This window comes from Algoriphagus sp. oki45 (assembly GCF_036245605.1).
GTDB lineage: Bacteria > Bacteroidota > Bacteroidia > Cytophagales > Cyclobacteriaceae > Algoriphagus.
The window spans coordinates 1,962,126-1,987,758 of sequence record NZ_BTPC01000001.1; the positions used below are offsets into that span (position 1 = coordinate 1,962,126).

At 45.4% G+C, this 25,633-nt stretch carries 18 protein-coding genes; 6 read left to right on the top strand and 12 right to left on the bottom strand.

The window, feature by feature from the left end:
• Together AAA942_RS08515 and AAA942_RS08520 are read right to left on the bottom strand one after the other, a co-directional pair.
• Positions 1-381, bottom strand: coding sequence for a VOC family protein (locus tag AAA942_RS08515; protein WP_338219816.1), 381 nt, complete (start codon positions 379-381; stop codon positions 1-3).
• An 83-nt stretch (positions 382-464) separates the two neighbouring features.
• On the bottom strand, positions 465-1,505 hold the full coding sequence (locus tag AAA942_RS08520) for a 6-bladed beta-propeller (RefSeq protein WP_338219817.1): 1,041 nt from the start codon (positions 1,503-1,505) through the stop codon (positions 465-467).
• Between the two features lie 108 nt (positions 1,506-1,613).
• Between AAA942_RS08520 and AAA942_RS08525 the strand changes: the two genes are divergently transcribed.
• The 5 genes from AAA942_RS08525 (at position 1,614) to AAA942_RS08545 (ending at position 5,921) form a co-directional block, all read left to right on the top strand.
• A complete protein-coding gene (locus AAA942_RS08525; RefSeq protein WP_338219818.1) occupies positions 1,614-2,438 on the top strand; it encodes a sugar phosphate isomerase/epimerase family protein in 825 nt (274 codons plus the stop codon).
• A 103-nt stretch (positions 2,439-2,541) separates the two neighbouring features.
• Positions 2,542-3,138, top strand: coding sequence for a DUF2911 domain-containing protein (locus tag AAA942_RS08530; RefSeq protein ID WP_338219819.1), 597 nt, complete (start codon positions 2,542-2,544; stop codon positions 3,136-3,138).
• Positions 3,139-3,247: 109 nt separating this feature from the next.
• Positions 3,248-4,099: a sulfurtransferase gene (locus AAA942_RS08535; RefSeq protein ID WP_338219820.1), complete on the top strand. Its 852-nt coding sequence runs from the start codon at positions 3,248-3,250 to the stop codon at positions 4,097-4,099.
• Positions 4,100-4,741, top strand: coding sequence for a PAQR family membrane homeostasis protein TrhA (trhA, locus tag AAA942_RS08540; RefSeq protein WP_338219821.1), 642 nt, complete (start codon positions 4,100-4,102; stop codon positions 4,739-4,741).
• 79 nt (positions 4,742-4,820) lie between these two features.
• Entirely contained in the window at positions 4,821-5,921 is a 1,101-nt protein-coding gene (locus tag AAA942_RS08545; RefSeq protein WP_338219822.1) for an acyltransferase family protein, read from the top strand.
• Here AAA942_RS08545 and AAA942_RS08550 read toward each other — a convergent pair.
• The 10 genes from AAA942_RS08550 to AAA942_RS08595 all read right to left on the bottom strand — a co-directional run bounded on the left by AAA942_RS08550 (position 5,911) and on the right by AAA942_RS08595 (position 21,958).
• The gene (locus AAA942_RS08550) at positions 5,911-7,230 is read right to left on the bottom strand and encodes an ATP-binding protein (protein WP_338219823.1); all 1,320 of its coding nucleotides are present in this window, start codon (positions 7,228-7,230) and stop codon (positions 5,911-5,913) included. The genes AAA942_RS08545 and AAA942_RS08550 overlap by 11 nt on opposite strands.
• Positions 7,231-7,399: 169 nt before the next feature.
• The gene (locus tag AAA942_RS08555; RefSeq protein WP_338219824.1) at positions 7,400-8,431 is read right to left on the bottom strand and encodes a proline iminopeptidase-family hydrolase; all 1,032 of its coding nucleotides are present in this window, start codon (positions 8,429-8,431) and stop codon (positions 7,400-7,402) included.
• Positions 8,432-8,578: 147 nt separating this feature from the next.
• The gene (locus AAA942_RS08560) at positions 8,579-9,745 is read right to left on the bottom strand and encodes a Gfo/Idh/MocA family protein (protein ID WP_338219825.1); all 1,167 of its coding nucleotides are present in this window, start codon (positions 9,743-9,745) and stop codon (positions 8,579-8,581) included.
• A 92-nt stretch (positions 9,746-9,837) separates the two neighbouring features.
• Entirely contained in the window at positions 9,838-10,860 is a 1,023-nt protein-coding gene (locus AAA942_RS08565) for a sugar phosphate isomerase/epimerase family protein (protein ID WP_445083326.1), read from the bottom strand.
• 89 nt (positions 10,861-10,949) lie between these two features.
• The gene (locus AAA942_RS08570; RefSeq protein WP_338219826.1) at positions 10,950-12,158 is read right to left on the bottom strand and encodes a hypothetical protein; all 1,209 of its coding nucleotides are present in this window, start codon (positions 12,156-12,158) and stop codon (positions 10,950-10,952) included.
• A gap of 151 nt (positions 12,159-12,309) precedes the next feature.
• Positions 12,310-13,368, bottom strand: coding sequence for an aldose 1-epimerase family protein (locus AAA942_RS08575; RefSeq protein ID WP_338219827.1), 1,059 nt, complete (start codon positions 13,366-13,368; stop codon positions 12,310-12,312).
• 206 nt (positions 13,369-13,574) lie between these two features.
• The gene (locus tag AAA942_RS08580) at positions 13,575-14,408 is read right to left on the bottom strand and encodes a 3-keto-disaccharide hydrolase (RefSeq protein ID WP_338219828.1); all 834 of its coding nucleotides are present in this window, start codon (positions 14,406-14,408) and stop codon (positions 13,575-13,577) included.
• Positions 14,405-17,092, bottom strand: coding sequence for a c-type cytochrome (locus AAA942_RS08585; RefSeq protein WP_338219829.1), 2,688 nt, complete (start codon positions 17,090-17,092; stop codon positions 14,405-14,407). Before AAA942_RS08585 ends, AAA942_RS08580 begins: the two co-directional genes overlap by 4 nt.
• 211 nt (positions 17,093-17,303) lie before the next feature.
• Positions 17,304-18,815, bottom strand: coding sequence for a RagB/SusD family nutrient uptake outer membrane protein (locus tag AAA942_RS08590; RefSeq protein WP_338219830.1), 1,512 nt, complete (start codon positions 18,813-18,815; stop codon positions 17,304-17,306).
• A gap of 44 nt (positions 18,816-18,859) precedes the next feature.
• Positions 18,860-21,958: a SusC/RagA family TonB-linked outer membrane protein gene (locus tag AAA942_RS08595; protein ID WP_445083327.1), complete on the bottom strand. Its 3,099-nt coding sequence runs from the start codon at positions 21,956-21,958 to the stop codon at positions 18,860-18,862.
• 358 nt (positions 21,959-22,316) lie between these two features.
• Here AAA942_RS08595 and AAA942_RS08600 point away from each other — a divergent pair, with 358 nt between their 5' ends.
• Positions 22,317-25,472 carry a PVC-type heme-binding CxxCH protein gene (locus AAA942_RS08600; RefSeq protein WP_338219831.1) on the top strand — a complete coding sequence of 1,052 codons (3,156 nt, stop codon included), beginning with the start codon at positions 22,317-22,319 and terminating at the stop codon, positions 25,470-25,472.
• The last annotated feature ends 161 nt before the right edge of the window (positions 25,473-25,633 follow it).

The following is a 25,633-nucleotide window of genomic DNA, read 5'->3' on the forward strand; positions in this document are numbered from 1 at the left end:
TCATTTTTGGGAATGTAATGCAATCCTGTTTCCCTCAGTATCAAAAAACACCCCCATAAAACCTATTTCGGGTGATATCTGTCTTTTTGGGATCATTACTTCACCACCAGCTTCCTTCACTTTTTCCAATTTCACAGCACAATCTTCACAGGAAAAATAAACTAAAGGACCTGCCTCCCTGCTGGAGTGATAAAAATCTTTGTGATATACCAAACTCCCTCCGGCTCCTCCTTGACTTTCATCCCATGGAAACCAAGCCATTTGGAAATCACCCATGACTTGCTTGCTGAGCTTGCACTCAAATACTTCTTCATAAAATTGGATGGCCCGATCCATATCCTGAACCGGAATTTCAAACCATCCTACGGTGACTGATTTCATGGGGGCAGGGGGTGTTGATTACAGATTATAGATTTTTGGTCATTTAATGAGCGTCTATCGTCCTTCTTCGGTCTTCCATTTATTTATACTCTTGTCAATTTGATGGGATAAGTCTTCCCGGCATTCCATTGGCAGACGTAGATATTCTCATCCTGATCGATGCATACATCGTGGCAATGCTTGAAAACAGGCTCCTTTTGTACCATCAGCTGCAATTGTCCATCTCGATATTCCGGAGCAGTTCCCCCGGGATTGGAGACTACCTGATTGTTTTGGTCAAGAATAGTCACAAAGCCAGAATTATCAGTCTGCTCCAAATACTTCAATCTCGACCAGCAAACTCCTGCATAGAGATTAGTGCCATGGATAACAGGGCGGCATACAAATGCACCGGGAAGGAAAATCGTCTCAATATATTGCCCATCCAGAGTAAATCGCTTGAAAGAGTTGTGACCTCGGGAAGTACATAGCAAGGTGGGTTCCTTTCCTCCTCTGGCATCAACGGCAATTCCATGAGCCGTACTGAACTGTGCATCACCCTGTCCCGGTCCACCGAATTTCCGAATGAACTTCCCGTTTTTATCATACTGCAAAAAGTACTGTGAGCCATACCCATCAGCGATGTAAAGATCCCCATTGGGTCCAATGGCCGTTTCAGTAGGTACCCAGCGCATTTTCTCTTCATAAACACCCTCCTGAATCGGCGAAACCACTTCTGATACTACCTGGCCACCAAGGGTAGTTTTGACCACACGGCCTCCATTATCCACGATCCATAGGTATTCTGCATCCCCTTCATCTACCAAAGAGAGCCCGTGAGCACGATCCAGGCCCAAGGTCCAGGAGTCCAAAAGCTTCCCGCCTTGGTCATAAATCAGGACATTGTTTTTGACTTCGTCAGTCAAGAGAATCATTCGACCTTTCCTGTCCATGACCATTTCATGGCAGTTGACCACAGGATACTTGTCCGGGTCCAGATTACCCCAAGATGGGTCGATTTTGTATTTGAAATCGCCGTGACCAAGTATTTGATCTTGGGCTGCAAAAAGTGAGAAATTGGGTTGAATAGTCATAGCAAGTCCTGCGAGGGAGGTATTTTGGATAAATCTTCTTCGGGAATTCATAAGTGTAGGTAATTCTTTGAATTTAGGGAAAAATTGATTGAAATGGGAAAGGAATCCTGCAGGATAAAATGGTTTTTCCTAGATTAGAGTGACTTAAATCCAAAACCTATGAAATTCAAGTTCTTATTCCTTTTCTTACTAATGATCAGTTCGATGGGGCTCAAAGCCCAAGAAATAGCTCTTCAGTTGTATTCTCTAAGAAATCAAATCCCTTCTGATCCGGCAAAATATCATAAAATGATTGCGGAATGGGGGATTTATGCTGTGGAAGGCGGAGGAGGATACGGAATGTCGGATACCGAATACAAAAAATTACTTGCAGACAATAATCTACGGGTAGTCGGAGTCGGGGCGGATTACAACAAGCTCAAAACCGATCCTCAAGCCATTCTTTCAGAGGCCAAGAAATATGGGGCAAAGTTTGCCACCTGCTATTGGATTCCCCATCCTGATGGCCCAATAAGTATGGAAATGACCAAAGAGGCCGTGGATTTGTTTAACAAAGCAGGAGAGATGTTTGCTAAAGAGGGAGTCACTTTGACTTACCATCCTCACGGCTATGAATTTATGGATGCTGGAGAGGGAGTCCCGATGGATTATCTACTGGAAAATGCAAAGCATTACCAGTTCAATATGGATGTGTATTGGGTGAAAATGGGAGGAGGAGATCCCTTGGCAATCATGCAGGCTTATCCGGGTAAATTCCCTCAGCTCCACCTTAAAGACCGCAAAAAAGGTACTCCCGGGTCTACTGACGGCCACGGAGACGTAGAAACAAATGTAGTCTTGGGTACTGGGGACATTGATATAGCAGGTCTCATTCGCGAGGCGAAAAAGCAGGGAACGGCCTTTTTGGTGATAGAGGACGAAAGCTCACGCTCTGTCGAGCAGATTCCTCAAAGTGTGGCATTCATTAAAAAGCATCTGCAATAAACACCACAAAACCTGCCAGAGTAGGCAGGTTTTTTTATAAGTGGATTAGACAAAAAACTTTCCTTATAGAAATTTGTTCCCATTCAAACCCAAATCCAAAAAAATGAAAAATAACAAACCCTTTTTCCTGGCTTTTGCCCTTTTCATCACCACTTCAATTGCAGCCATGGCCCAGCTTCAGCAGCCTGCATTGAGCCCGGCAGCATCTGTTTCCCAGGTAGTAGGCTTTACCAAAATCAGCATTGATTATTCTTCTCCTGCTGTGAAAGGAAGAAAAATTTTCGGTGAAATCGAAAAATACGGGGTCACTTGGAGAGCAGGAGCTAATGCCCAAACGATCATTGAATTCAGCACAGGAGTAAGTGTGGGAGGCAAAAATCTCAGAGCTGGAAAATACTCCATCTTCATGACTCCAACTGAATCCGGAGACTGGACTGTGCACCTAAACAGCAAAGCAGCTTCTGTTTTTGCTTACATGAAAGATGGCAAAATCGATGAAGAAGCAGTGGCTAAAGATGATGCTGTATCCTTCAAAGCTACTACCGAGAGAGGTGGAAATACCGAAAGACTTCAATACCATATCTCCGCTCATAACAATAAGGTAGCGCACATCACCATGGCTTGGGAAGGGGTGAAAGTTACTTTCCCGGTTGACACCCAAGTCGATCAGAAGATGGAGCAATTCAAATCCCAATTCTGATTTTATCAGATAGAATTCAAAAGAATCCTGCTTTTCGAAAAAAGCAGGATTTTTTTATGAGTCCACTTTTCCGAATTCCTTAAATTCAATTTTCAATTCAGACCAACAAATGACCAGTCCGCTTATTTCAGCCCAAGCTCTTTTGAAGATTATAGACCAACCTGACTTGGTATTGGTAGATGCCCGATACAGTGCTTCTCCAAGACAAACTTTTGAAAACGGCCATCTCAGAAAAGCCAAGTTTATTGACCCGGACAAAGAATTGGCCGATATCAAGGAAGACTTGGCCTTGGGTGGCAGGCATCCTTTGCCCAAGGTGGAGAAATTTTGTAGGGTTTTAGGAGATTTAGGAATCAATCCAAACAATCACGTAGTCATCTATGACGATCAAAAAGGGGCCAATGCATCAGCCCGAATGTGGTGGATGCTGAGGGCTTTGGGGCATGAAAAAGTTCAGGTGCTGGAAGGAGGAATGCAAGCGGCCCTCAAAGCCGGATTTCCAGTAAGCACCCAACCGATACAGCGAATCAATGGAAAACAGTACCCAGGCAAAGAGTGGAAGCTAATGATCGCAACCATGGAGGAGGTTCAGTCAAAAGCTTGGGAAAAGGACCACTTGATCATTGACGTGCGCAGTGAGGAGCGATATAGGGGAGATTTTGAGCCGATCGACTTGGTAGCAGGACATATCCCTGGAGCGGTCAATGTCCCCTTAACTGAAAACATGGATTCGGAGGGAAACTTCCTTTCTCCTGAAGAAATTAGAGAAAAATATCTTCCAATTCTTGAAGAAATCCCCAATGACCATATCATCGTACACTGCGGTTCAGGAGTGTCTGCCTGCCATACTCTTTTGGCTTTAGAGCATGCGGGGCTTGGTATTCCCAAGCTGTATGTGGGTTCCTGGAGTGAGTGGAGTAGAAATGATAAGCCGATAGGTAAAACTCTCAACTTGGACTAAGTGAAGTCAAAACCTGAGAAAAGACCTCAGACTTCATCTGAGGAAAAAGCCAATACCCTGACTCATGGTTTGGGACTGATCTTGGGAATCGTCGGGATAATTTTTCTTTTTAATCAACCCCAAGATGGAAAAACACTAATTGGAACCTTGGCCTTCAGCATTGGAGTGGTGATGGTCTATGGGTTTTCCACTGCTTATCATGCCGCCAAGGATCCCGTCAAAAAATCCCGATTGCAGGTGATGGACCATGTGTCGATTTATTTCCTGATCGCTGGTTCATACACTCCCATGGTTTTGGCCATCCTCCAAACCGACAAAGCCATACTTTTTCTTTCAATTATTTGGGGCTCCGTTTTGGTCGGTACTTTCTTTAAGATCTTTTTTACCGGAAAATTCAAAACCCTTTCTGTAGTCATTTACCTGACTATGGGATGGCTGGCAGTTTTCTTTTTCAATGATTTACTGGAAAAATTGAGCTTCGAAACACTTTTCTGGATTGGACTTGGGGGCCTGAGCTATACGATCGGGGTATTTTTTTATGTGAAAAGTGAGCGGATGTTTTTTCATGCCATTTGGCATGTTTTTGTTTTGGGAGGTACTGCAGCTCATTTTATTGCAGTTTTCCAGCTGATTGGCAGCTGACTTCCCTTAGATTTCTCAAAGAATTAGAATGGAGTTGTTTGCAATTTTCTAAATTCAAAAGGCTCTAATTCCTCCTACAATGGCTTCAACCCCACTTCCTACCCAAAGATTGGTTTCATTGGATGTCTACCGCGGATTGACCATGTTTTTATTGGTGGCAGAAGCGGCCTTGGTTTATGAGGCCTTGATGGAGCTTTTTCCGGAAGGGCATTCACTGCATCCGCTTTTCCTACAATTCACCCATCATGAGTGGAATGGGCTACGATTTTGGGATTTAATTCAGCCCTTTTTCATGTTTATCGTGGGTGTGGCGATGCCTTTTTCCCTGAATAAAAGACTGGCACTTTCGGAAGACCGTAGCAAAGTGACCCTGCATATTTTGAAGCGCTGTTTGATTCTTTTCCTATTTGGAACAGGTCTCCATTGTGTCTATTCGGGGAAAATGGTCTTTGAACTCTGGAATGTGCTGACCCAGCTTTCTTTCACCATTTTAGTTACATATTTCCTCCTGTCCAAAGGCTGGAAAGTCCAGCTTGGAGTTTCCTTGGGACTTTTGGCTTTGACCGAAATCCTGTATCGAGCTTACAATCCCGAGGTTCCTTTTGAGCACGGTACCAATTTTGGCAACTATACAGACCAACTCCTGATGGGCAAAATCAATCGTGGTGGCTGGGTGGCCATTAATGCCATTCCTACTGCTGCACATACCATTTGGGGAGCGATTTGTGGGAATTTGCTTCTTTCTGAAAAGTCTTCCCATGAAAAAATCAAAATCTTTTGCATCGCCGGAATCCTAGGATTGTTGATTGGTTACGGGCTGGATTGGGCAGGAATCACCCCAATTGTCAAGCGAATCAGTACGGTTTCCTTCGTGTTCGCTTCCGGAGGTTGGGCTCTGCTCGCTTTGGCTTTTTTCTATTGGTGGGTTGATGTGAAGAATAAGAGAAAAGGAATTTTCCTTTTTCTGGTCGTTGGAATGAATTCAATTTTCATTTACCTCTTTGCCGAGATTCTGGGCAGATGGATGAATAAAACGGTGGGTATTTTCACCACCGGAGCTTTTGGATGGCTAGGAATCGAGGAACATGGTTTGTTCTTGATTGCCTCTTTTGGGGCTCTTGCTGCCATGTGGGGATTGTGTTATTTTCTGTACAGAAAGGGGATTTTCTTTAGGATTTAGGTCTTTCCAAATCGATGTACTTGGCCAAATAAGAAACCGCATACAGCGGGAAATTGGTCATCCATGATTCCCTTCTGAAATTAGACATCGATGTTCTGACGGGAAAAGTATCCGGAAAATTTTCTGCGACTACCTTCAAGCTTTTGGCTTTTAGGTTTTCTTCTGCCTTCACCTCCAAAGGAATCACTGTTCCTTGATCCTGAAGGATAAAATCGAGCTCAGCCATACCGCGCTCTGCCGACCAATAATAAAGGGTATTTCCCGCGGTGATTAATTCCTGTAGAACAAACTGCTCAGTCAGCGAGCCCCTGAATTCCGTAAAAAGGCGATTCCCCTCCAAAATGGATCGGGCATCCAAATCTACCATGGCTCCCAAAATCCCAACATCCAACAGATAAACCTTGAAAGCTGAAAAATCCTCATACGCCTTCAAAGGCATTTCAGGCTTGCTTACCCGGGAAATTTTATGAATCAGTCCGCAGTCACGAAGCCACTCCATGGCCAGTTCAAAATCTTTAGCACGGGCACCCTGCCTCAACTGACCAAAAATGAATTTCTTATTTTCCTTGGCTAATTGAGCTGGTATAGAGTTCCAAATCATCCGAATCCTCGGAACCACCTCAGTAGGAGCATGTTTGGAAAAATCCTGTTCATATGCCTCCAAAATACGCCTTTGAATAACCCTCACTTCAAAAAAATCCTGCTTTTCGGCATAGGTTTTAACTGCCTCAGGCATTCCTCCGATGAAATAGTAAGTCCTAAGGTGATAAATCAGTTTTTCACGAAATGGAGACAAAAGACCCCAATCCAAGCTAGAAACCAGGCTTGCCAAGGATTTTTCACCAATTGCTTCCAAAAACTCGGAAAAAGAAAGAGGATAGAGATCCAAGAATTCCACCTTTCCAACCGGAAATGAAGTGTTTTGGTGCAAAGCGACTCCAAGTAAAGAACCCGCTGCAATGATGTAATAATCAGTAAACAGCTCCTGAAAATACTTCAGTGAGGTAAACGCATCCGGACATTCTTGAATCTCATCAAATATCAACAAGCAGTTTTTGGCATCTATAGATTTTCCAAGTTGAATCTCCAAACCCTGAATAATTCGGGCCAAATCTAATCCCTGTTCAAACAAAAGCTTAGCTGTACGATTCGTCTCAAAGTTGATGTAGACCAAATCTGAAAAGTAAGTGGAGCCAAACTCTTTCATCAGCCAAGTTTTACCCACCTGTCTAGCGCCTCGGATGATGAGTGGTTTTCTTCCCACAGTATCCTTCCAAGTCAGTAGCTTGTGTAAAAGTTCCCGTTCCATTTTCCTGATTTAAAGCGCAAAGAACGGAGTAATTTACATTTTTTCAAACGAATAAATGTTAGATATAACACTTTTTCAAATGAAAAAATGTAAAACTCAACACTTTTTCAAATGAATAAATGGAAAAACAAGCCCTCCAAGGGGTTAAAACACTTGGAGGGTGGAATACTTACTTTCCAAAATTTCCCGAATCCACATCCTTGATAAACTGGATCACTCCAGGAAAAAAGTGCTCGGGATCATCGTATTGACTCAAATGACTGCCATTGGGGCAAAGTAAAAATCGGCCATTGGATACTTGGGTTGACATCCATTCCATATGCTTGGGATCCATGGTGTCATGAGAAGCTCCAACCACCAAGGTAGGGACAGTGATGTTTTTCAGCTGATCCTTCACATCCCATCCTTCCAAGCTCGCTCCCGGAGTAATGCCAAATTCGCTATAGCCTTGCATGTAGACATATACATTGGGATTGACTTGCTCAAGAGCCTGATTGATTTCTGCCGGCCACTGATCTATAGGCATGCGAAGTACATGCAGAGGATAATGATGCTCCATCAGGAGTTCCATATACCTGGGATTTTCGAAGTCCATATTCTTTTCAATTTCCATCAGTTCGGCAAAAACAGCGGGAGGCATTTGAGGTCCGAGGACTTCTTTAGCATATTTTTCATACTCATCCAGGCTGGCCATCATATTGCAAATGATCAGTCCTTTGAGATTTTCCTGATGCTTAAATGCGTACTCCATCGATAGCATTCCACCCCAAGACTGACCAAGCAGGTAAAAGTTATCCTTGTTAAGACCCAATGCTTGCCGTACCTGCTCCACCTCATCCACAAATCGCTCAATCGTCCAAAGGGTAGAATCCTCCGGCTGTTCGGAATGGGCCGAACCCAACTGATCATACCAGATAAATTCAATACCTTCCTGAGGAAAATGATCCTTGAAATTGGCGTACTGCAAATGCGACATCCCTGGTCCTCCATGAAGAAGCAAGACTTTCATCGTTGGATTGTCTCCAATCTTTTTGGTAAAAACCTTGAATTCTCCTTTTGGGGTTTGAATTGGGATCATTTCCACTCCATCCTCAAGAGCTAGCTCAGTAGATTCACCCTGAATTTCATCAGTTTGAGTTTGGGATTGGCAGGAGAATAAAGCCACTACCAAGGCTAGATACAAGAAACCATATTTTCTCATGTTGAATAATTTATTTGGTTGATTCCAAGTTAGCCGAAAGGAAGCTGGAATTCAAATTTTCCGAATCAACCCAATTTCCTTGAATAAAAAGAGCCCAAACTTTTCAGTTTGAGCCCTTTCAGATTTTAAAATTCAGCCTTCATCCTTTCACACTTTCTCCACCCAATCTACCCCGGTGTCTTTCCAAGCCCGATCACGAGCAGAGTCCAATACGGCTTCGCAGACTTTCTGAGTTTCAAAAGCATCTCTAAAGGTCGGATGACAAGGCTCTCCAGACTGCAAACTGTAGAAAAAGTCCGCCACCTGATGGATAAAGGAATGCTCGTAGCCAATGGAAGTCCCAGGAATCCACCAGCGATGCATGTAGGGGTGATCTCCATCCGTGATGTGAATGGACCTCCAGCCCCGAACTTTTCCTTCGTCACTGTGATCAAAGTATTCCAATCGGTTCATGTCATGCAAATCCCACCGGATGGAAGCATGCTCCCCGTTGATTTCCAAAGTGTAAAGCGCCTTATGTCCTCGGGCGTAGCGGGTAGCTTCAAAAAGTCCCAAGGAGCCATTATCGAAATGGCAATGGAAAATACATGCATCATCGATCCCCACGGCTTGTTTTTTACCCGTTCCTTGATGAACTCGTTCTTTGACGAATGTTTCGGTGACAGCAGAGACGTCTTTGATTCCTCCATTGATCCACATGGCGGTATCGATGCAATGGGCCAGCAAATCACCTGTTACGCCGGAACCAGCCGCATCCACATCCAATCTCCACAGGGCGTCTCCTCCCTGAGGAAGATCAGGATTGATCGTCCAATCTTGAAGGAAGTTGGCTCGGTAGTGGAAAATCTTACCCAGCTTGCCAGAAGCTACAATGTTTTTAGCCAAAGTCACGGCCGGAATTCTGCGGTAATTGTACCAAACGGTATTTTGAACGCCTGCTTCTTCCACCGCTTTGACCATGCCTTCTGCCTCAGCTACCGTTCTAGCCAGCGGCTTTTCGCAAAGGATCATTTTACCGGCTTTGGCAGCGGCAATGGCGATTTCCGCATGAGTGTCGTTCGGAGTACAAATGTCTACCGCATCGATATCGTCCCGTTCAATGATTTTTTTCCAGTCCGTCTCATAGGAGGCATAGCCCCATCGCTCCATGAAAGCTTTAGCGTTAGCTTCTCTTCTGGAACAGCAGGCCTGCAAGACGGGCACATATTCGTATTCGGGGAAAAAGTCTGCCAAACGCTTATAGCCATTTGTATGAATTCGGCCCATCAGCCCTGTACCGATCAGGCCTACTCGAATTTGTTTTTTATTGCTCATGATAATTGAATTTGAAATTTGATGAATTTGAAATTTGAGATGAATTGAAATCGATACGCGAGAATTTCAAATCTCGAATATCAAATTCCCAATTAACCCTTCCAGCCATGTGCTTCTCGGACTTTGACCAATGCGGCCAGGATGTCATTCCATGTCTGCTGTTTTTCCATCACTGAATTTGGGAACATGCATCCATCCCAGCAAATATGCTGAAAGGCCTTTGTCAGGTTGCCATTCTCATCCCGAAGCCAGTATCCCGCATCGTGAGCGATATCCAGAACTCCATTTGGATCAGTTGCTTGGCAGTGGCGCCCAGTCTTGTCATGGGAACCAGATCCAAAAACGGAGCCATCGTTTTGGGCGACATGGAAATCGATCGTCCAAGGACGAAGTGTATCTGTCACCACTTTCAAGGCGGCTTTGACCGCATCCCTATCCTTAATATCCGCATTGGTAGGAAGGATCCTATGCTCTGGCGCATTGTATCCCATGGTGTATAGGAAGGTATGCGACATGTCTGCCTGGAATCCAATATTCGGTCGGTCTACCATCTCCAATAGCTCCACCATATGCTTCCAACTGTGCATGGCACCCCAGCAGATTTCACCCTCAGCAGCCAGTCTCTCTCCAAATCCAGCCGCTACGTCACAGGCCTCGCGGAATGTCTCCGCAATCAGTTTGGTATTTCCCACCGGATCTTTGGCCCAATCAGAAACCCCTGCAGCTGAATCAATCCGGACTATCCCATAATGGCGCACGCCCAAATCCTTGAGCTTTTGGCCAAATTCACAGGACTTGCGGACCATCTCAACAAATGTTTTTCGCTGATCTGCAGTACCCATGGCCGAGCCAGCCCAAATAGGAGCTACAAGAGAACCTACATTCAAATTATACTTAGCCACTTTATCTGCTAACTTTTTGGGTTCGTCGGGATTGTTGAGATCAAAATGGGGCTCCAAAAGTCCTACATCGATCCCGTCAAATTTTACCCCGTTTACTTCCGCTGCTGCGGTCATAGCTAACAAAGAATCAAAAGGTATCACTGGCTCGGAATCAGGGCCCTTGCCTACCAATCCCGGCCAAGTGGCGTTGTGGAGTTTAGGAAAGTTGTTCATGGTTATTTGGGATTTGAAAATTGAAAGATTGGAAAATTTGAAAATTGCCTCTCATAATAGCTAGAAGCAATGTTTTTATAAATAAAGACTTACAATACAATAAGATCAGGGTTATCTGGACCGAAATGTTTAAGCATGACGATCGGGTCGGTTTTGGACAAATTGGTAATTTTTACTCCTTCCTTGGCAGCATCTTCAGAGACGAAATATTCGTCATGAGTCAATTGGCCAAAGCGAATCAGAGCCGGGGTTTCGATGTCCCAAACGCCCATTTTGCCGTAGCCTTGCATCATAATGAATCCATAGGCAGCGTTGTCTTTGATCACCACTGTTTGACCCGGATAGACGGTCAGTTCCTTGGCGCTGTAGTCACGGGACCGATAGCAAATCCAGTTTTCATGGTATCCGGCTGCATGCATTTCCTCCACCGCATGGACCGGCTTGGGCTCCATGTAGTGGTTGTCCATCAGGTTGGGGTTAACATTCAGGTCCCAATCAATCATTTCTACCAGCAATTCATAATCACCCCAACGGTTTTTTGGAGTCGCGTTCCAAAGCAACTCCTCAGGAATGATCGCCTCGTTCACCAGACTTTGGTACATGGCGAAGATATCGGAGGCCTTTTGCGGCTCATAGGTACAGAGTGAACCCGGCGCATGAAGCATTCCCGGAGGCACATCCCAACCCGTACCCGGCTGTAATCTGAAAGCCTGCGAGTAATTGGTAATTTTGTTGTCCCCTTTACTGAAGTTTTTCAGACAATCCAAAATGATGTCTTTGGTGGTCCCCGGAGCAATGCCGAAAAAGGTATATGGAAAGTCTCCTCCGTGGTTATTAACCTGAGGAGGAAAATAGTAGGCCTCGGGTTTCCCGTTTTGTCCGGTCAATGCGCCAAATTCATCACTGGGGTGAATGTGGTGGGGCAAAGGGCCCATGTTGTCAAAGAATTTGGAATACATTGGCCAGGACTTGTATTTATTCCAAAGCCTGGAGCCAATAATCTGCGCACCCAATTCATCTATCGCATCTTTAAGAAGAAAGAGCTCCGTTTTTCCTCCTTCTTCGAAAGCCACGTGGCTCAATCCTTCATTTTTGGAAGTCAAGGGGCCATTTTGAGCAGGGGTAGTGGAAGCAAACCACCGCTCGTCAATTCCTCCCCTATTTCCGCCAAGGGCATAGTAGTCATCCGGATGCAGTTTGATTCTTCGACCGGGCACGCAAAAAGATCTCGGCACCCAGGTTGGGGTCAGTCTTAGTATTCCTTCGCCCTGTTCCAGGGCCTTTTTGGCTAGACTCATTTTATTGGTTGTTAGGTTATTGAGTTACATTTTATTGTTCAGTGTTCATTATTCAGCTTTCGATATTCGACGGTATGAAAGTTCAAGGTTCGAGGTTCTTGGTTCAAGATTTCCATTCTAGGAAAAGGTCGTAAATCGTAAATCTTAAATCTTAAATCGTAAATTCTCTTACCTTTTCGCCCGTCAGTACTTCCAATCTTAGATCATAAGTTCGGCTTTCTCCAGGCTCTAGCAGAATCAAAGTGCCATTTTCTCTTGCTGCAGCCTGTCCAATCGGAGGATGAGTGGCAGGTTCGAGAGCCGTCACGTACTCATTTTTTCCCCAATGCTGCCAGTTGATCAACCAAGGCATTTGGGTTTTGGAAAAGGTAATCTTTAAGGCCAAACCCAAGGAATCATTGGCGTAGCCGCAGACCACCTGATCTTGGGAATCAGCCTTAGGATCAATAAATGCCACATCTTCTCCAAATCCGGCATGCGCATCCATCGGGGCCGTACATCGGGTAAACTCATATTTCCGGTTGAAATCGGTATTATTCGCGTCCGTTGCTTTGGGTTTCTTTTCTCCCTTCCACACGATCCTTGTTCCCTCATCAATCAGAGGCCAGCCACAGTTAATATGATAAAGCAACATATGGGGAGCAGGAGCATTTCCACGATTGGACACCGTGTCCATGATCCGGATTTCCGCAGATCCGAGAGTGCCTGAGATGCTTCGGTGCATTTCGAGACTTGGGCCGAAAGTGGTCGTTTCTCTGACTTTAGCCAGGATTTCAAAACTCAGATCCCCAGAAAAAATATCCGGCTGTTTGATTGAAATCAACTCTGCCGGTGTATTGGAATAGTTTCCGTGTAAGCCACGAGCGCCGCTTTCATCGGTATTGGGTGGACCGGCATTGGACAAGCCGCAAGTCGTCAGCAAACCTCCTCCGAAGGTGCGAAGCCAGTCAATTCCCTTATTGGAGAAAGGCTGTGGAGCAGTCAATCCTGCATGGGAAATCCAAGCCAGACTGTTTTCATTAAAAAACGCATCCAAAATGTCCATTCCGCGGTCCATGACCAGCTTGTATCGGAGGCCCGTTCCGGTATTGACCCAGGCAATTCGAACCCCTTTTCCGGCCCCATTGTCCAAAATGGAGGTTTCAATCCCGCCTATTTGCTGGACATGGGAGAGTTTATCTTTCCAAGATTCAGGATTTCCGAGGTTCATTTTGGGTTGTGAATTGAAAAGGTAACCTATTAAAAAGCCACTCTGAGACTATCCTGCCCTATATGGGTAAGGCACTACAGCTTGGGATCAATTTAACCAAAAGAGCAAAGAGAATTTTGCCATTGGTCAAAAAGAGAGTGAAAAATACCACAAAGAAAAAAAGGCGCCAAATCAGTTTAGCGCCTTTCTGCCTTTGTGGCCAATCATTACATTTTCTTCAACTGAATATTCCTAAACTTTATCGTCATCGGAGGCCCTACATGCATCTGCATGCCCATCAGGCCTTTCAGCATCCGGTTTTTTGAATCTTCGTCATGGACCTCACTCATCAGGGTACCATTGACATAGTGTTTCAACACATTGCCTTGAGCTACGATATGGATAGAGTTCCAATCCCCGGCTTTGATCAGCTGGCCCAACTCGGCACGATCTTCAATATCTTCTACAAGGTTAAGGCCTTTCCAAGCATTTCTAACCACAAAGTCCCGGAGATTGCTGATGCTGTCGGGTTGGGAAGTGATTCGGGTTTTCTGTCCTCTATAGGCCAAAGTAGTTCGCTTCCTTTCCTCGTAATTCTGTCCTGTGTAGCGATTTCCCCCATCAATGTCGGCCTGATAACCTCTCAAAGCGTAAGGCACTTCAGTAAACAGGTCACTTCGGTATTGCACGCCTGAGTTTCCGGTTTCGGAAATCCAGTAGTCCATTTTCAGTTCGAAATCATCCAGCTCTCCGCCTTTCCAGATGATAAACGTATTGGCTTTGAGGGGATTTTCAGCAGTAGTCTCTCCATGAATAGCTCCATCCGTCACCTTCCAATAAGCCGGATCAAACTCCCAGCCTTCCAGACTTTTTCCATCGAAAATGGGTACAAAATCTGCCTCTCTGGGATCAGAGTATCCAAAGCTAAAGGCCTTTCCAAGCAGAAAGGCAGCCTCCCCCCACCTATTTACTGTTTGGTAGGAACTCAATGCAAGGGAAAGGAAAATAGCCGATCCAAGCAAAATCAATGAAGGCTTCTTGAAACCAAACTTACTGTTCATTTTTGTGCGGTGGCTTTGTTTTGAAATACCTCATGATCGGGATTACCGGAAGAGATCAGATAGGCCATGAGATCCTTGAGTTCTTCCTCGTTCAAACGGTTGATCAGACCCGGCATCATGATCGATACTTCTGCGTTTTTCTTCAGCACTACCGAGCTTTTCGCGATGGTTTTGATGTCATTTGGCGCAAAAGGGTTCTGTGAGATATAATAGTTTTGATCATCTTCATCATTCAGCTTACCCACAATGGATCCCCCGTCTTTCAGCTCCAAAACAGTAGCATGATACTGGTCAGAGATCGTTTCGGAAGGATTGATGGTAGCAACTAAGATGTCCTTTGGAGAAAAGCGGGTGCCTAACTGAGTCAAGTCAGGACCGATCGCCCCACCTTCGCCCTGCATAGTATGGCAAGACTGACAAAGCGTGGCCGCGTACATGGCTTTTCCTCTGACAAAATCTCGTCCGCTCAGATCTGCCATCAAAGGTTCGGCTTGCTCCACGGTCCATCTTCGGCCGGGGCCTTCTGGCTGGATGCCCGGCTCTACGATATCGTTTCCACTAGAAGAAAGAAGTTTACCTCCTGACATTTCATCATACTTCTCAAAGTCTGCCTGATTCACTGAAGCCAATGCCATCTTTCTAGCCCGGTCCAGGAAGCCCACATAGCTTCGGCCTCCTTTGTAATTGGTCAGGGCATTTTTCACCCATGCGAAATACTCCTCCCGTTGCCCTGAAGTCCAGCCTTGATCCGCTCCACCCAAAACAGTGGCATAGAAGGTAGCTTGGGCAGGTGGCACGTTGGCAAGCATATTGGCGATGTCCATTCCGTATTGAGGATTTCTGAAAATCAACTCCGAGGAGGCAGTAAAGGTCTTTTGGTAGTTGGGATCGTCTTTGGCATTTTTGAGGAGAGCCAAGGTCTTTTCTACCGCTGAAGGCGCATCCAAATGAACCATCAGGATAGAAAGGGAGCGATCCAGCATATTGTCATTGGCAGGATAATTTGGATCCAAATAGGCGGTCAGTTGCTGCTTGACAGGCTCGGCCCCTTTTTCATAGCGATAGAGAATCACTTCGATAGTCCGCAGCAAGTCCTGCTTGTCTTTTGCAGAAAGTCCTTTGTAATCAATCTGCATCAGGCTATTGAGCATGGCTGCTGCGTCAGCATCTGTAGCATGATGGGCCAAGGCCAAAATCGCATGAATTTTTTTGGCGGGATCAGGTTCGGCAATCGCCTTATCTTTCCAAGAAGCAACCGGCTGATGTTCCAATACCAGTCTTGCGGCGTATTGCACGTATCGGTCGTCATGACTCAATTGTGCCCAAGCTTTTTCCAAACCATCTGCTGGAGCCCCTGAGACGTGGTATTTTTCCAGTTCCCGTCGGGTTTTAGCTTCCTGAGGAAGGTCTGCTTCGGTCATTGGTGTATAGCTGTCCAGCTCTCCGGTGTAATACACCCGGTAAAGGTCTGATTCCAGTCTTCTTCCTCCTGTGGCAAAATACATAGCACCATCAGGTCCAATAGCTCCATCTGTCAGTGGAAGCGGAGAACCTGAAATGAATTCCTCAGCAGTAGCATCGTAAGTAGCACCATTTGGAGTCAAATGAATGGCGTAAATCATCCCAAAGCTCCAATCAAAAGCATAAAGTGCTTTTTTGTATTTGCTAGGGAATTTGGCATCGTAGCCAAACATGGCATTTACAGGAGAACCTTGGCCAATATTCAGCACAGCGGGAAGATTATCCGGATAGTTTGGAGACCATTTAGAATTTCCTGTTCTCCAGCCAAACTCCGCTCCACTGGTCACGTGATTGATTCGCGTAGGTCGGTACCAAGGCATTCCAAAGTCCCACTCCATATCTGCATCGTAGGCGAAAATATCCCCCACTTCATTGTAATCGAAGTCAAATGCATTTCTAAAGCCAGCTCCAATCAGTTCCCAATCGGTTCCTTCTGGGTTAATTCTTGCAATCCATCCTCCCGGAGCCATTCGATTGTTGGCATGTCCACGTGGATCTTTGATCAAAGGGAACAGATTGTCCTCCTGCCAAACAGGAGGCAAGCGATAGGAATTCATCTCTTGCACATCTACATGGTTGCCTGCAATCAGGTAAATGCCTTTTCCATCTGGTGTCACTCTCATGCTGTGCGGCCCATGTTCACCTTGCTGCCCTTTCAGTTCCCGAATTTGGGTGACAGTTTCAAACTGATCATCTCCATCCAAATCCTGAATTCGGTACAAACCCGTAGGCTGACTGAAAGTCTCATTGGGATTGTGGTTGACCATGACGTAAAGGCTGTTAAAAGCATACAGCAAGCCCTGTGCATAGCCCATCCCCACTTGAGGTTCGGACACGTTACCTACGATCAGTTTCTCCACCTTGGGTTTGACCGTAGAATCTGATCCAAGGGGAGGCAACTCTAATCTGTAGAGAAACCCATATTGATCTGAGGTGATCATTCGGCCTTTGTCATCAAAGGTCATTGCCACCCAAGAGCCTTGATCATGCTCCCCCGGGCTGTAGAGCAGTTCTGCCACAAAGCCATCCGGAAGTTTGAGTTTATCAATCTTGGGATTTCCGGTAAGCTGACGCTGGGATTCTTCTTTTTTGGCACAAGAAAAAAGAAGAACCGATACTCCCAGGACTAAAATGAAGATTTTGGATAATCGATTTAGAAACATAGGGTTAAGGATTTATTGCTTTCAAATGGAATGTTCTCTTTTTTACAAATTGGGAATAATTTGACGGAAAAGGGAGCCATTCACAAAGGCTATTTACTATTTATCACTTTGCTGACTGTCCTGCTATATCTGCCAAAAAATAACCCTGTTCCAATACAATTCCTAAGAATTTGAATTGGATACAGGGCTATTCGAATTGAAGAAAACCAACTTAGAAATGCGGTGTCAAATCAGCCTCCAGTGAAGGATAGGGATAAAATTTATCAAGCACTGTGAAGGCATTGCTTGGTGGTACAGACCCCGGAACGGGTGGATAGTAGTAATCCAGAGGATTGGAAATGATTCGCTGACCATAAGGGACGATGATTTCCTGGATTCGGTCTGTTCGCATGATATCAAACCAGCGCTTGTTTTCGAAGGCCAGTTCCACCCTCCTTTCTTTGAAAATTGCCTCACGGACACCTGCTTGTCCTGAAGCCGTGGAAGCTCCCAATCCTGCTCTTTGTCGGACTTGATTGAGAAGATTTACTGCTTCTCCACTTTTTCCCTGTTCATTTTGAGCCTCTGCCATCAGCAACAATACCTCTGCATAGCGATAGACTGGCCAGTTCATTCCATGGTTGTTATGCTGAACATGGTTGCTCTGGAATTTTTTGATGTAAGGATATACTTTGTCATCTCGGAAACTGGCCGAGAGGAAAATGTAACCAATGGATGCTTCTTCTCTCAAATCCCCTTCTTCATAGGCTGCTATCAAGTCAGGGGTAGGTACTGCAGGACCTTCTCCACCGAGTTCTTGTGGATTAATGGTGCCCATGATCGGAGCCAATTCAGTAATGGAAATCGGTCTGGGCATAAATTGGTACATGAAATTACCCTGAAGCCCTTCCGGTCCTTCTTTGAATTGGACCTCAAAGACAGACTCCGCGTTGTTTTTATTATTTACACTTTCCGAAAACGCCATATCGTAAGACGGCATCAGCATGTATTCACCCGAGGAAATGACGGGGGCCAATACTTGCTCGGCTTCCGACCAACGCTTAAGATAAATATAAACGTCTGCCAGCAAAGTCCTTGCAGAACCTTGGGTGACTCTGCCTGGCAATTGCTGAGATTTTTGTGGCAAAAGCGGAACCGCTTCGGTCAAGTCAGCAATGATCTGAGAGAAAACCTCAGCCTCATCTGATAGAGGCAAGGCAGACTCCTCTCTGGTTGCTACCGGCTTGAGATGCAAGGGAACACGTCCAAAATATCTAGACAAATGGAAGTAAGAGAATGCTCTCAGGAAAAGAGCCTGACCTTTTACATTGCTCTTTGAGGAGGCATTGAAATCTACCGCATCTATTCTGTCCAATACTTGATTGGTCCGGGCGATGATCAGGTAGAGATTTCTCCATGCATTCAGGACATGGACATTTGGGGTAGTCCCTCCGGATATCGGCACAGCAAAGTCCGCCAGATTCTGATGGTTTTCCGTAGCACCAAAGAGGATATTTCTTCCATAATATAGGTTATCGGAATGCAATTCTCCCAAAAGCCATGCTCGGTCATTGTAATAAGGCCTCAATGGAGCGTAGGCAGCATTGACAGCCTGCACAAAGTCCGCTTCAGTCTGGAAAAAGGTAGCCGAACTCAGGGAGGTCTCAGGCACTACGGTAAGAAAGTCTTCGCAACTGCTGAAAACAAAAGCCAAAGACAAAAGGAATACATTATATTTTTTCATGTTCTTTTTCATTTTTAGTAGGTGATCAAATACATGGATCCTTATCAGAAATTAATATTGGCACCGAAAGTAATCGTACGAGGTACAGGATATGGAGCCAAATCCACTCCAGGGCTGAGATTACCTCCATCACCCTGACCGTTGTTTTGCATACTTACTTCAGGATTAGATCCACCCCAGTATTTGGTAAACACGAAGACATTCTGTGCAGAAGCATAGATTCTGGCTGACTTGATTGCCTTTGGTAGCTTCGTGAATGTGTAGCCCATGGTGATATTTCGGATGGTAAAGAAGGAGGCATCCCAGACGAAATTACTGTTTGGCCAGTCCCGCTCAACTCCGGTCACTACTCCTCCACCTACAGTAGTTCCAAAAATTCCTTCTCCGGGATTGGATGGAGATCGGAAACGGTCTCCCGCTCTTCGTACCATATTGAATACCCCGTCCAGGTTTGCAGTGGAGAAGAGGTGTCTCATATACAACTCATTTCCGTGAGATCCAGAACCGATGATGCTGAAATCCCAGTTTTTCCAGTTCAGGTTGTTGGTAATACCATAAACAAAATCTGGGAATGGGTTACCGATGATGGTTCGGTCGTCATTGTTTCCACCAAATGTTATGACCCCATCTCCATTGATGTCTGCCAGCTTGATACTGCCTACCGTAGATCTTCCGGGAATGATCGGAGAATTGGCCAAATCTTCAGCATTGGCATAATTTCCTAGTTTCTGCAATCCATAAAACTGGGCAAATGGCTGACCGACCTGTGTAATATGAAAAGATCCAAAAACTCTATCAATTCCATCTGCCAAAGAGATTACTTCGTTTCGGTTGAAGAAGATATTGGCATTGATCGTCCACTTCAGTGCTCCTGTGGTAGGAATGGCATTGATGGCAAACTCATGTCCCCAAAACTTGATCTCGCCAATGTTGTCATTGAAATTGGTGAAACCAGATTCCTGAGGAATTTGAACAGCGAAAAGCAGGTTGGTGGTATTTTTTACGAAGTAGTCATAGGTAAATGAAATCCTATCATCCAAAAACCCTAAATCAAATCCGATATCAAACTGGGCCGTAGTCTCCCAACCCAAATTGGGATTGTCCAAGGTAGTCACAGCCGCACCAGGGATGACATTGTTTCCAAAGGCTACGTTGACTGTGTTGTTCACCAATGCATACTGGGTGAAATTACCGATGTTGTTATTTCCAGTTACCCCAAAACTCGCTCTCAACTTGGCAAATGAAAGAGTCTTGTTATTGGCCAAGAAATCCTCGTCAGAAAGAACCCATCCCGCTGAGGTAGATGGGAAAATCCCCCAACGGTTGTTCGAACCGAACCGGGAAGAACCATCCCCTCTTACTGCAGCGGTAAAGAGATATTTTCCTTTGTAATTGTAGGTGAATCGGGAGAAAACTGAAGTCAAAGCCCATTCTTGCACATCGTTTCTTGTGCCTCCACGATTGATATTGATTGCTCCCTGAATAGTAGGAAGACGATCGTCTGCATAAGTATCTGCCTGAATTCGCGTAAAATCACTTCGGAATCGCTGATTGGCCAGACCGGCAAGAAACTCCAGATTATGGTCGTTGATGGAGGTTCGATAAGTAGCGATGTTTTCGTTCAACCAAGAAAGGTTGTTAGCATTCTCCCTTACAGAAACTGCTACAGTAGGGATCGCTACGTTGATGGCGGAAGTGGCTGTAGAGGGGTTAAAGGTGAAGAAATTGGAAGTATTGATTTCTGTATTGAAAGTAGACTTCAAAGAAAGGCCTTTGATAGGCTTCCATTCCAAATAGGTATTGGCCAGCACATTGAGTCTGGTGGTCTCATTGACAATCTCTTGAGCAGAACGTACCCAGTTTGGATAGGCAAATATATTTCCGGTATTTCCTGGGAATCGGTTAAAGAAGGTAAGCTCGCCTTCCTCGTCGTAAATAGGCATTACCGGCCAAGTGTGCAGTGCATTGAATAAAATACCTGTTCCCCTAGTACCGTCTGTCCTTGGAGTATTGTCATATACGTAGTTCGGTGCAACATTCAATCCTATATTGACTTTGTCAGAGAGCTTGTAATCGGTATTTAAACGCATGGAATATCTCTGGAAATCTGTATTAATGACAACCCCAGTCTGGTCAAAAACACCCAAAACTACCGCTGTATTCATCCGGTCAGTGTTGGAAGTGACTGTAAGGTTATAAGAAGAGATAGGGGCTGTCTGCAGCAGAGCATCATACCAATCGTTATTTTCATTCCTGTATTGAGCAGGGTTCTGAAATTCTACTGGAACGGCCTGACCGGCATCTTCGAAATATTCTTTTTTGAACTGTGCAAATTCCTCAGCATTCATCATCTCCAATCTGCCTTCCATTGGAACATTCTGGAAACCCGTAAATACATTCAGATTTACATTGGTCTGACCTGCCTTACCTTTTTTGGTGGTAATCAAGACTACGCCGTTTGCAGCCCTTGAACCATAAAGTGAGGTGGAGGCTGCGTCTTTCAACACGGTAATATCCTCGATTTCATCAGGGTTGATGGCATTGATATCACCGGTGATCGGGAATCCATCAACCACATACAAAGGATCACTACCACCGGAAACAGAAAGCTGTCCACGAATACGGACCTGCATCCCTCTTCCAGGCTGACCTGTGGTCTGATTGATCTGCACCCCGGCAAGTCTACCCTGGAGCTTCTGGGCCACGGTAGATACTGGCATATCCCGAAGTTCGTCTCCACCGATCGATTGGATGGCACCGGTCACTTCTTTCTTGATCTGACTACCATAACCCACTACGACCACTTCGGAAAGATCTGAAGTGGAAAGCGGCAGGTTGATATTGACATTGGTTTGTCCGGCAACTACAGCTACTTCCTGGGTGGTATAGCCCACAAAGCTAACCACCAGAATTTCTCCTGGAGTAGCATCGATGGAAAATGACCCGTCAATGTCAGTGACGGTACCCTTTTGAGTGCCTTTGATCAGGACCAAAGCACCCGGTACAGGCTCCTTGTCCGGTTCAGAAAGGACAACTCCTCGTATGGTTTGGGTTTGACCCAAAACCTGCAGACTCATGCAGGCAAATACTAGTAAAAATCCCAAAAATCGGATTTTAACCTTAGATAGATAGTGGTTATTCATAAGGTCGGGTTTATTGATGAGAGATAGTTTGTAATAGCCAATTTTCATTTTTACCCATGCAATCCTATCCTGCCGAATCCTGCATAAATTCAAGAATATCAGCAGTTAACACACAGGACACAGCAGGACACCCCCGATCAAATACTGAAGTTTATGCGCTTTAAATCCTCCTGTCTAATGATCGTGTAGATAATTTAAAATGCAGGATAGGACAGGATTGTAATTGGGTGTTTTTTTCAGGCATAGCTCTATCTTTCCTTCTAAAAAAAGTGAGGGTACAAAACCACTCTTTGAATCAATCTTTTATTGAAAATTGGCCATAATCTGCCTATACTTATCAAGTCATTAACCCATCATTATGAGAAAAAACCCAATCTGGTTTTTAACCTCCTGCCTAGTGCCTCTGGCATTGTTTCTAAATAGCTGCAGCCCGGACCCTACCCTTCCGATTCAAAAAAACTCCAGCATAGCTCTCGTGGGAAACAACCTGGGTTCCCGCATGATGGAATTCGGATGGTTTGAAACTGAAATGCACCTGAGATATCCCGACAGTACACTTTTCATCCGCAACTTATGCGACCCGGGAGATACTCCCGGTTTTCGTCCGAGATCGGCTTCCAATGACCCTTGGGCTTTTCCCGGAGCGGAAGAATTTCAGGATGAATTCAGCACCTATTCCAATAGTGAGGGTTTTTTGGAAAAACCGGATCAATGGCTCTCCCGGCTCAAAGCAGATATTGTGGTGGGATTCTTTGGTTTTAATGAGTCCTTTCAGGGAAAAGAAAAGCTACAAAACTTCAAGGATGAATTGGGAGCATGGGTGATTCACTCCAAAGCCCAGCAATACAATGGCAAATCTGCCCCGCAACTGGCTTTGGTTTCCCCTATTGCCTTCGAAGATCTGAGTGCCAGCATAGATGTGCCGAACGGAAAAAAGGAAAACGAAATGCTGAAGCTCTACACTGAAGCTATGGCAGAGATAGCCAAAAAGCATAAGTTGGTTTTTGTGGATGCCTTTTCTGCCAGTCAAAAATGGTATGATTCCAATAAGAATCCCTTAACCGTTGATGGCTCCCAATTGAATGAAGAGGGATATCAGATTTTCGGAGAGTTTTTGGCCGATAAACTCTTCGGAAAAGAAGACCGAAAGGCAGAAGCAAATATAGAACTGATCCATCAGGCAGTGATGGAGAAAAACTGGCTTTGGCACAACGACTACAAAATCCCCAATGGAGTCCATGTATATGGCAGGCGCTACGATCCTTTTGGCCCGGACAATTATCCCTTCGAAATAGAAAAAATCCGACAAATGACGGCCATCAGGGACACCGCAATCTGGGAGGCCAATCAAGGAAGAGTAAAAGACCTTGTGGCTGCAGATGCCAATACACGCAGCCTGCCCGAGGTGGAAACCAATTACAATCCTCAAGCCAACGGAAGTCTGGAGTACAAATACGGGGAGGTAGCCCTAAAAACCATCCAAGTCCCTGAGGGTTACAAAATCGAACTTTTTGCTTCCGAGCAGGAATTTCCCGATCTGGCTAATCCCGTCCAACTCTCCTTTGATAATAAGGGACGTCTTTGGGTAGCGACCATGCCCAGCTATCCCCACTACAAGCCCGGAGATCCCAGACCCCAGGACAAACTGATCATTTTGGAGGATACAAACGGAGATGGGAAGGCTGACAAGCAAACCACTTTTGCGGATAATCTTCATATCCCTGTAGGTTTTGAACTTGCTCCGGAAGGAGTCTATGTCTCCCAAAGTCCTAATCTGATTTTATTGGAAGACACCAATGGAGATGACAAAGCGGACAAAAAGACCATCTTGCTATCAGGCTTTGATGATCACGATACGCATCATGCCATTTCGGCCTTCACCACGGATGAAAGCGGGGCGATCTATATGGCTGAGGGCGTCTTTTTGCATACCAATGTAGAAACCTCCTATGGACCGATAAGGGCTACAAACGGGGGATTTTATCGGTACGAGCCAAAAAGACACAAACTCGAGCGGGTCAATCAGGTGAGCATTCCAAATCCTTGGGGGATTGCATTTGACGATTGGGGGCAAAACTTCTATGCCGAGACCTCAGGCCCCAATGTTAACTGGATGCTACCCGGGTCCACTTTGCCCCGCTATGGCAATTCCAACTTCAAAGGCCCCAATCTGATCGAAAAAGACCACATGGTGAGACCAACCTCCGGATTGGAGTTTATTTCCAGCAGGCATTTTCCGGAGGAAATCCAAGGAGACCTGATTATCAATAATACTATCGGCTTTTTGGGTACCAAACAGCATCGGATGATAGAAGATACCGTGGGATTCAGCACCCAATGGAGACAGGACTTAATCAAATCCTCGGATCGGAATTTCCGCCCTGTGGATATGGAAATCGCTCCGGATGGTTCACTCTACATCGTCGATTGGCACAATATCCTGATCGGCCACATGCAGCACAATGCCCGCGATCCTCTCAGAGACCATGTCCATGGACGAATTTATCGTTTGACTTATCCATCAAGGCCTTTAGTCACCCCTGCAAAAATCGACGGAGCAAGCATCTCCGAATTGTTGGAAAATCTTAAGCTTCCCGAATACCGAACACGATACAGAACCCGCAGAGAACTGCGAGGTAGAGATGTTCAGGAAGTTTCCCAAGCGGTTAAAACCTGGCTAGCCAACTTGGACAAGAATGATCCTCGGTACGAGCACCATCGATTGGAAGCCCTTTGGGTGACTTGGGGAATCAATCAGGTGGATCAGACCTTATTAAAAGACTTGCTGAAATCTTCTGATTACCGGGTAAGAGCAGCGGCCACCCGAGTACTCCGCTACACTGGCCATCAGGTAGCGGACCAAGCAGATCTCCTGATGGCTGCAGTCAAGGATTCCCACGGACGAGTAAGAATGGAGGCAATAGCAGCTGCCTCATGGCTTCCTCAGGAAAAGGGTTTGCCGATCTTGGCAGAGGCAGAAAAGCAGGAAAATGATCAGACTTGGATTCCACGAACCTTGGAAACCGCCGTGGCCCATTTAAATGGACTTTCGGTAGCCGAGAAAAAAGAAGAAGACATCAAGACCTCGCTAAGCGGTTCGGATAGAGAGCTTTTTGTCTTGGGTAAAGAAATTTACGCCCGGGAAGGCTTCTGCGCCACCTGCCACCAATTGGATGGGGGTGGATTGACCGCTTCCCAATTTCCTCCGCTTCGAGGTACGCCTTGGGTGACCGGAAGTCCTGAACGATTGGTCAAAATCGTTCTTAAAGGAATTATGGGACCAATAGAAGTGGCTGGAAGAGAATATCCCGGGCAGGTACCCATGACTCCGTATGAAGGCATGCTCAATGACACCGAAATCGCCGCCGTCTTGACCTACGTGAGAAATTCATTTGGTAATCAAGCCTCTCCCATTTCCCCGGATTTGGTCAAAAAAGTGAGAGATGAAGTCAAAGACAAGGAAGGATTCTGGAGTCCGGAAGAATTGCTCAGGATGCATCCGATGGAGAAATAGTTTGAAGCCCGATGTCCGGATGATCGATGTCCGATGAATGTGTCATGTTATTCGTCTTTTTTGAGTTATTGGTGGCATGGTTTTTTAGATCATTCCACTAATACTTGTTTTCGGGAACCAATTAAAATACAGATTTGAGGTTCCTATTTCGGTCGTAAATC

Coding starts and splice junctions, on each gene's coding strand:
- AAA942_RS08525 (WP_338219818.1), top strand. CDS start 1,614: ATGAAATTCAAGTTCTTATTCCTTTTCTTACTAATGATCAGTTCGATG.
- AAA942_RS08570 (WP_338219826.1), bottom strand. CDS start 12,158: ATGAGTCTAGCCAAAAAGGCCCTGGAACAGGGCGAAGGAATACTAAGA.
- AAA942_RS08520 (WP_338219817.1), bottom strand. CDS start 1,505: ATGAATTCCCGAAGAAGATTTATCCAAAATACCTCCCTCGCAGGACTT.
- AAA942_RS08575 (WP_338219827.1), bottom strand. CDS start 13,368: ATGAACCTCGGAAATCCTGAATCTTGGAAAGATAAACTCTCCCATGTC.
- AAA942_RS08555 (WP_338219824.1), bottom strand. CDS start 8,431: ATGAGAAAATATGGTTTCTTGTATCTAGCCTTGGTAGTGGCTTTATTC.
- AAA942_RS08560 (WP_338219825.1), bottom strand. CDS start 9,745: ATGAGCAATAAAAAACAAATTCGAGTAGGCCTGATCGGTACAGGGCTG.
- AAA942_RS08535 (WP_338219820.1), top strand. CDS start 3,248: ATGACCAGTCCGCTTATTTCAGCCCAAGCTCTTTTGAAGATTATAGAC.
- AAA942_RS08530 (WP_338219819.1), top strand. CDS start 2,542: ATGAAAAATAACAAACCCTTTTTCCTGGCTTTTGCCCTTTTCATCACC.
- AAA942_RS08550 (WP_338219823.1), bottom strand. CDS start 7,230: ATGGAACGGGAACTTTTACACAAGCTACTGACTTGGAAGGATACTGTG.
- AAA942_RS08515 (WP_338219816.1), bottom strand. CDS start 381: ATGAAATCAGTCACCGTAGGATGGTTTGAAATTCCGGTTCAGGATATG.
- AAA942_RS08565 (WP_445083326.1), bottom strand. CDS start 10,860: ATGAACAACTTTCCTAAACTCCACAACGCCACTTGGCCGGGATTGGTA.
- AAA942_RS08545 (WP_338219822.1), top strand. CDS start 4,821: ATGGCTTCAACCCCACTTCCTACCCAAAGATTGGTTTCATTGGATGTC.
- AAA942_RS08590 (WP_338219830.1), bottom strand. CDS start 18,815: ATGAAAAAATATAATGTATTCCTTTTGTCTTTGGCTTTTGTTTTCAGC.
- AAA942_RS08595 (WP_445083327.1), bottom strand. CDS start 21,958: ATGAATAACCACTATCTATCTAAGGTTAAAATCCGATTTTTGGGATTT.
- AAA942_RS08585 (WP_338219829.1), bottom strand. CDS start 17,092: ATGTTTCTAAATCGATTATCCAAAATCTTCATTTTAGTCCTGGGAGTA.
- AAA942_RS08580 (WP_338219828.1), bottom strand. CDS start 14,408: ATGAACAGTAAGTTTGGTTTCAAGAAGCCTTCATTGATTTTGCTTGGA.
- AAA942_RS08600 (WP_338219831.1), top strand. CDS start 22,317: ATGAGAAAAAACCCAATCTGGTTTTTAACCTCCTGCCTAGTGCCTCTG.